The sequence below is a fragment of the Actinosynnema sp. genome (genome assembly GCF_052038725.1).
On sequence record NZ_JBQGCX010001469.1, the window covers coordinates 1 to 5,299 of the forward strand.

Below are 5,299 nucleotides of genomic sequence, written 5' to 3' on the forward strand. Positions count from 1 at the left end.
GCGGATCTCCCGCTGCTCCGCGCTCCGGGCCCGTTGGAACGTCACCGGGGGAGCTTACAACGAACCGGCGGTCTCTTGACATGAGACCGCCGGTCTCTTACTGTTCCGTCCTGTAACAGACCGGCGGTACTTTAAGAGGAGCGCACGATGAGCGAGAACTGGACCGAGCGGAACGTCCCCGACCAGAGCGGCCGGGTCGCGGTGGTGACCGGCGCGAACACCGGACTCGGCTTCGAGACCGCGCGGGTGCTCGCCGAACGGGGCGCGACGGTGGTGCTGGCCGTCCGCGACGTCGAGAAGGGCAAGCAGGCCGCCGAGCGGATCGCGGGCGAGGTCCTGGTGCAGGAGCTGGACCTGACGTCGCTGGACTCGGTCCGCGAGGCCGCCGCCGCTCTGCGCGCCGCCCACCCGCGCCTCGACCTGCTGATCAACAACGCGGGCGTGATGTACACCCCCAAGCTCACCACCCGCGACGGCTTCGAGCTTCAGTTCGGCACCAACCACCTGGGCCACTTCGCGCTCACCGGCCTGCTGCTGGAGAACCTCCTGCCGGTGCCCGGCTCCAGGGTGGTGACGGTCAGCAGCACCGGGCACCGCATCCAGGCCGCGATCCACTTCGACGACCTGCACTGGGAGCGCGGGTACAGCAGGGCGGGCGCGTACGGCCAGTCCAAGCTCGCGAACCTGATGTTCACGTACGAGCTGCAACGACGGCTCGCCGCGCACGGCAGCACCATCGCGGTCGCGGCGCACCCCGGCGTGTCCAACACCGAACTGGCCCGCAACACCCCGGCCGCGTTCCGCGTGCCGATCGGCTGGCTCGCGCCGGTGCTCACCCAGCCCGCGCCGATGGGTGCGCTGCCGACCCTGCGCGCGGCCACCGACCCGGCGGTGCTGGGCGGGCAGTACTACGGGCCCGGCGGGCTGGGTGAGATCAAGGGGCACCCGAAGGTGGTGCGGTCCAGCCCGCAGTCGCACGACCTGGACGTCCAGCGGCGGCTGTGGGACGTCTCGGAGCAGCTGACCGGCGTGGGGTTCCCGGTGTCGGGGGACGGGCGGGACGAGCGGCTCGCGCCCGTCCCGACCGCGCGGCTCACGGGCTCCCGGTGACCTGATCACCCGCCTTGGTGATCCGGTGCGTGGTGCGCTCGCCGCTCCAGAAGTGGCACACCAGGGTGACCATCCCGTCCGCCGCCCCGACGAAGAACTCCGGCTTCAGGGTGATCCGGTTCCCCGTGGCGGCGGACTGGACCGGCGGGTCGTGGCTGATCACGTCGACCGGCCACGGGACTCCCTGGGAGAAGCGCGGTTCCGCGGTCGCCGCGATGGTGGTGTCCCGCAACAACTCGTAGCCCGCCAGGAACGCGTCGAGACGGCCCTGATCGGCGTTGGTTCGCAGGAAAGTTTCTTTCACGCAAACGTGGCGAGTTTCGGTGCCGGATGCTGCGCAGCGGCTCGGAAAAGCGTCAACGACGGACCTGCTTTTCGACGATGTGAACAGCATTTTCCCGGCTCGCCGTCGAATTCTCTTGTCGAACGCGAATCGAACACTGAAGCACCGTTGACCTGCACCGCAGCCGTGGGTACGGTCCGCACGGCGGAAACTTTCCCGAGCGGTTCCCGAAATTTTCCGCACCGATGAGGCCCGACCGAAGACGGTGAGATGAGCGCCCCGATCATCCCTGGTTTCCACCCCGATCCGAGCGTGTGCCGGGTGGGCGAGGACTACTACCTGGTCTGCTCCAGCTTCGAGTACTTCCCCGGCATCCCGGTCTTCCGCAGCCGTGATCTGCTGACCTGGACGTTGATCGGCAACGCGCTGGACCGGCCGGAGCAGTTGCAACTCGCGGAGGCCGCCCCGTCCGGTGGGCTGTACGCGCCGACGCTGCGGCACCACGGCGGGAAGTTCTGGCTGATCGTCACGAACGTCTCCGGTGGCGGGAACCTGCTCTTCCACGCCGAGGACCCGGCGGGCCCGTGGTCCGACCCGATCCCGCTGCCGGGTGTGCACGGCATCGACCCGGACCTGGTGTGGGACGAGGACGGGAACTGCTGGTGCACCTGCGCCGGGGTGACCCAGGTGCGCATCGACCCCACCACCGGGCGCGCGCTCGGCGAGCAGACGCGGATCTGGTCGGGCAGCCCCGGAGCCAAGGCCCCCGAGGCGCCGCACCTCTACAAGATCGGCGAGCACTGGTACCTGCTGATCGCCGAAGGCGGCACCGAACGCGGGCACGCCGTGTCCATCGCCAGGGGCGATTCGGTGAACGGACCGTTCACCCCCAACCCGGACAACCCGGTCCTCACCCGCCGGGGCACCGACGACCCGGTGCAGAACACCGGGCACGGCGACCTCGTGCAGGCCGTGGACGGAACGTGGTGGCTGGTCTTCCTCGGCGTGCGACCGGGCGGGGGCACGCCGGGCTGGCACGTGCTGGGCCGGGAGACGTTCCTGGCCCCGGTGACCTGGGTCGACGGCTGGCCGGTCGTCGGCGAGCCGGTCGCGGGCCCCACCGAGCCGTGGGCCGAGCCGGTCCTGGACCACTTCGACGGCCCGCGGCTGCACCCGCGCTGGATCTCGCTCCGCGAGCGCACCCCGCAGCGCTGCACCACCACCGCCCGCCCCGGCTGGCTGACCCTGCGCGCCACCGCCGAGACCGCCCCCGAGGGCGAGTTCGTCGGCATCCGCCAGCAGCACCGCTCGTGCCGGACCCGCGTCGTCGTCGACGCCACCGAGGGCAGCGGCGGCCTGGTGGTGCGCCTGGACGACCGGCACCACTACGGGATCGAGGTGTCCAGGGGCCGCGCGACCGCCCGAGCGCACGTCGGCCCGCTCCGCTCCGAGCTGGGCAGCGCCGAGGTCGACCCCGGCGAGGCCGTCCTGGAGATCGAGATCACCGAGACCCGGCGCCTCGCCGACGCCCGCACCGGCCCCGACACCGTTGCCCTGCGCGTCGTCCACCCCGACGGCGCGGTCACCGAACTCGCCGCGCTGGACGGCCGCTACCTGTCCACCGAGGTCGCGGGGGGCTTCACCGGCCGGGTCGTCGGCCTGCGCGCCACCGGCGGCGCCGTCCACTTCGACCGGTTCGAGCACGAACCCGTCGACCCGACCCGATGAGGGGAAACCCCGACACGGCTGTGGACCGCAGGGCGTTCTTGGGCCTCCTCGCCGCCGCGGGCGGCGCCGCGCTGGTGGGGTGCCAGGCCCCGGCCCCGCGCGGCGGTTCCGCGCTCGGCGGCGACGCGCTCGCGGCGCTGCTGCCCGCGCACCGGCCGGTGGAGTTCGCCAAGCCCGACCTGCCCGGCGTGAACGGCTCGGCGCCCGGCTACCTGTCCTACCCGGCCGCCCCCGTGCCTGCCGTGCGTGGGCCGGTGCTCAGCGCCGACGTCACCGCGATGACCCCGTCGTTCTGGCCGCCCGCGCCGGGCCTGGGGCAGAACTCCTACTACGACGCGGTCAACGAGCGCCTGGGCGGCGCGGTGAAGTTCGAGACCGTGTCCGGCGCCGACTACCAGGCCAAGCTCGCCGCCCTGATGGCGGCGCGGCAGGTGGCCGACTACCCGATGCTCGCCAACATCCCCACCGACTCGTGGCACGCGTGCGTGCACAACGGGCGCCTGCACGGCGTGCCCTACCCCGGCCAGCTCTTCCCCGAGGTGCTGTTCTACCGGGACGACGTGTTCGAGCAGCTCGGGGTGGAGCCGCCGCGCAGCGCCGAGGAGTTCGCGGCGATGGCCAAGCGGCTCAACGACCCGGCGAACAACCGGTGGGCGCTCGGCGACGTGTTCCGCTCGCTCGTGCGGGCCTTCGGCGGCCGGGGCGACTGGGTGCGCGACGACTCGGGCACGCTGCTCAACCAGCTCGAAGCACCTTGGTACGCCGAGGCGGTGCGGTTCACCCGGTCCCTGTACGACGCCGGGTGCGTGCACCCGGACATCGTGGCGGGCAACTGGAACCGCGGCAACGAGCTGTTCGCGTCCAGGCAGATGGTCGTGAACCAGGGCGGGATGGGCGCGTGGGCCGAGCAGGTCGCGCAGCAGCGGCCCGCCGACCCCGGCTTCCGGATGACCGCGCTGCCGCTGTTCGCGCACGACGGCGGCGAGCCGACCTACCCGGTGGCCGCGCCGACGGCGATGGTCGCGTTCGTGCGCGAGGACGTGCCGGACGACCGCGTGCGCGAACTGCTGCGGCTGTGCGACTTCGCCGCCGCGCCGATCGGCACCGAGGAGCACCGGCTGCTGCGGTACGGGGTGGAGGGCGTGCGCAGCAGGCGGGACGAGCGGGGCAACCCGGCGCTGACCCCGCTGGGGCAGAAGGAGATCACGCTGACCTACGGCTTCGCGGCGGGCCCGCCGGAGGCGATCACGACCACCGACCACCCGGACCTGGTGCGCGCCCAGCACGCCTGGTACGCGCGGGAGTGGGGCCACCGGACCAAGCCGCTGGCGTTCGGTCTGCGGGTGGAGGAGCCGCCGGAGTTCGCCACCCTGGCCAAGGAGTTCGCCGACCGGACGGCGGACATCCTGCGCGGGCGGGCCGGGTTGTCCGAAGTGGACGGTCTGGGCGAGCGGTGGCGCAAGGCGGGCGGTGACCGGCTGCGGGAGTTCTACGACAAGGCGCTGCGGGACGCCGGGCGCTGAGGACGTCGGGCGCTGAGCCCACTCGGCTCGCGCCCGCCCGAACGCCGGTGGGCGCGGTGTCCCACGTCACCGGCGGCGGCGCTCAGGACCTCGCCGCCCGCCGGCCGGACGGCGCCCTGCACACCCGCGAGCACACCGGGCTGTTCGACGAGGCCAACACCAGGGCCCCGCCGGAACCGGTCGGCTGCGGCTGGAACACCGCGGACCGGCACGGCCTCTGGGACGAGGGCACGGCGACCTTCGAGCCGGTGGTCCACCGCAACGCGGGCGCGCACAACGGTGATCTGACGTTGCGCAGCCCCGCCGTCGTGTGCGCGGGCGGGACACGATGGATCTGATACAGGGTGGGACGACGCCCTCCCGGCGGTGCGAGCGGCGAGCATCCCGGCCGCGGTCCACCACCCGCAGCGGCTCGCCCGCTCACGCGCGCGGCGGGGCCGTGCTGCGGCGGACGGTCAGGGTGGTCGCCAGTTCCACGCCCAGCTGCGGCGGGCGCTCGCCCCGGCCCAGGGCGAGCGCCAGCTCCGCCGCCGCTGCCGCCATCTCCGCGAGGGGCTGGCGCACGGTGGTCAGCGGCGGGTCGACCAGGTCGCCCACGGGCAGGTCGTCGAAGCCCACCACGCTCAGGTCCTCCGGCACGCGCAACCCCGCCTCG

Annotated in this window: 6 protein-coding genes; 4 read left to right on the top strand and 2 right to left on the bottom strand. The window is 73.1% G+C overall.

Features of this window, described 5'->3' with window-relative positions; genetic code table 11:
- Positions 1-147: 147 nt before the first annotated feature.
- Entirely contained in the window at positions 148-1,110 is a 963-nt protein-coding gene (locus ACTUAL_RS31005; RefSeq protein ID WP_440902716.1) for an SDR family NAD(P)-dependent oxidoreductase, read from the top strand.
- Here the strand turns inward: ACTUAL_RS31005 and ACTUAL_RS31010 are convergent.
- The gene (locus ACTUAL_RS31010; protein ID WP_440902717.1) at positions 1,094-1,414 is read right to left on the bottom strand and encodes a hypothetical protein; all 321 of its coding nucleotides are present in this window, start codon (positions 1,412-1,414) and stop codon (positions 1,094-1,096) included. The genes ACTUAL_RS31005 and ACTUAL_RS31010 overlap by 17 nt on opposite strands.
- A gap of 249 nt (positions 1,415-1,663) precedes the next feature.
- Between ACTUAL_RS31010 and ACTUAL_RS31015 the strand changes: the two genes are divergently transcribed.
- From ACTUAL_RS31015 to ACTUAL_RS31025, 3 genes are read left to right on the top strand one after another with little or no spacing between them, the layout of a single operon-like run.
- The gene (locus tag ACTUAL_RS31015) at positions 1,664-3,121 is read left to right on the top strand and encodes a glycoside hydrolase family 43 protein (protein ID WP_440902718.1); all 1,458 of its coding nucleotides are present in this window, start codon (positions 1,664-1,666) and stop codon (positions 3,119-3,121) included.
- Positions 3,118-4,644, top strand: a complete 1,527-nt coding sequence (locus tag ACTUAL_RS31020) for an extracellular solute-binding protein (protein WP_440902719.1) — start codon at positions 3,118-3,120, stop codon at positions 4,642-4,644. The genes ACTUAL_RS31015 and ACTUAL_RS31020 overlap by 4 nt, the downstream gene beginning before the upstream one ends.
- 56 nt (positions 4,645-4,700) lie before the next feature.
- Entirely contained in the window at positions 4,701-4,982 is a 282-nt protein-coding gene (locus ACTUAL_RS31025) for a hypothetical protein (RefSeq protein ID WP_440902720.1), read from the top strand.
- 82 nt (positions 4,983-5,064) lie between these two features.
- On the opposite strand, the gene ACTUAL_RS31030 is transcribed toward ACTUAL_RS31025, so the two are convergent.
- On the bottom strand, positions 5,065-5,299 hold a 235-nt coding region (locus ACTUAL_RS31030; protein ID WP_440902721.1), incomplete at its 5' end, for a substrate-binding domain-containing protein.

Bases quoted from the DNA above. Each gene is read 5' to 3' on its own strand.
- ACTUAL_RS31005 (WP_440902716.1), top strand. From the start codon at position 148: ATGAGCGAGAACTGGACCGAGCGGAACGTCCCCGACCAGAGCGGCCGG.
- ACTUAL_RS31015 (WP_440902718.1), top strand. From the start codon at position 1,664: ATGAGCGCCCCGATCATCCCTGGTTTCCACCCCGATCCGAGCGTGTGC.
- ACTUAL_RS31020 (WP_440902719.1), top strand. From the start codon at position 3,118: ATGAGGGGAAACCCCGACACGGCTGTGGACCGCAGGGCGTTCTTGGGC.